Consider the following 676-nt stretch of genomic DNA (forward strand, 5'->3'; position numbering starts at 1 on the left):
CCCCGTGCGGGCCGCCGCCGACCGGGCCGGGGCGTCCCAGCCGACGCCGAGGATCCCCAGGGTGAGGCACCCGAGCAGGGCGGGCACCCACCGGGCCTCGAGCGGGCCGGGCACCTCGCGGTGCCGGGCGCGGCGGTCCACGGGATCGTTGGGCGGGCCCGGGGCCGGGTTCACCACGAGACGAGGTCGCGGAGCCGGTCAAGCGTGGCCGGGCCGATGCCGGGCACCGCGTCCAGGTCCTGCAGGCCGGTGAACGGGCCGACCGTCTCGCGGTGGGCGATGATCTTCTCCGCCGTGGCGGGGCCGACGCCGGGCAGGGTCTGCAGGCCTGCGGCGTCGTGGGTCTTTCGGTCCACGGTGCCGCGGGGCCCGGCCCCGCCAGGCTCGCCAGTGGCACCGGCCCCGCCCGTGGTCGGCGTGGGCTGAGCCTGCGCGGCCCCGGCCACCCGGTCCAGGGCGTCCTGCGGCGTGTGGGCGGAGGGGACGAGGACCTGTGGGCCGTCGTCCAGCGGGGCCGCGAGGTTGATGCGCTCCGCCCGGGCGTGCCGGGGCGGGCCCCCGGCCGCGCGCACGGCGTCGGCCACCCGGGAGCCCGGCGCGAGGCTGACCACACCCGGCCGGGCGACCTCGCCCACCACGTGCACCCGCAGCGGGGTGGACCCGGCGGACCCGGACG

1 protein-coding gene is annotated in these 676 nt (G+C 80.5%); it reads right to left on the reverse strand.

Annotated features, from left to right (window positions below):
• Positions 1–170: 170 nt before the first annotated feature.
• Positions 171–676, reverse strand: a 506-nt coding sequence (locus D8M29_RS13290) for a ComEA family DNA-binding protein (RefSeq protein ID WP_238693439.1), incomplete at its 5' end; no start/stop codon positions are given.

It is taken from the genome of Micrococcus sp. HSID17227, assembly GCF_003989405.1.
Classification (GTDB): Bacteria; Actinomycetota; Actinomycetes; order Actinomycetales; family Micrococcaceae; genus Micrococcus; species Micrococcus luteus.